Source organism: Bradyrhizobium campsiandrae (assembly GCF_014529705.1).
GTDB lineage: Bacteria > Pseudomonadota > Alphaproteobacteria > Rhizobiales > Xanthobacteraceae > Bradyrhizobium > Bradyrhizobium campsiandrae.
Genome location: NZ_JAANIH010000321.1, coordinates 1 through 255 on the forward strand (window position 1 = coordinate 1; position 255 = coordinate 255).

Annotated in this window: 1 protein-coding gene; it reads left to right on the plus strand. The window is 72.9% G+C overall.

The features are described from left to right. A partial coding sequence (locus G8O24_RS47485; protein WP_188108483.1) for a hypothetical protein occupies positions 1–255 on the plus strand: 255 nt, incomplete at both ends.

Sequence of the window (255 nt, forward strand, 5' to 3'; positions counted from 1 at the left end):
GGCATTGCCTGGTCGACGGCGCCGGCCGGGGCGATCTCCGGGGTGAGCGCGGATCATTACACGGTGTCGTCGCTGACGCTGCGGGCGGCGCAGGACGATCTCGGTGTCGCCGCGCCGGTGGTGACGGCGGCGAGCCCGACGCCGGTGGATCCGGCCAAGTTGGCGCAGCCCACGATCGTGGGCAGCAACGGCCAGCACCTTGATGTGTTCGAGGCGAACGCCTCGGCGGGGGCGGGCGGCTCCAGCGTGGGTGTG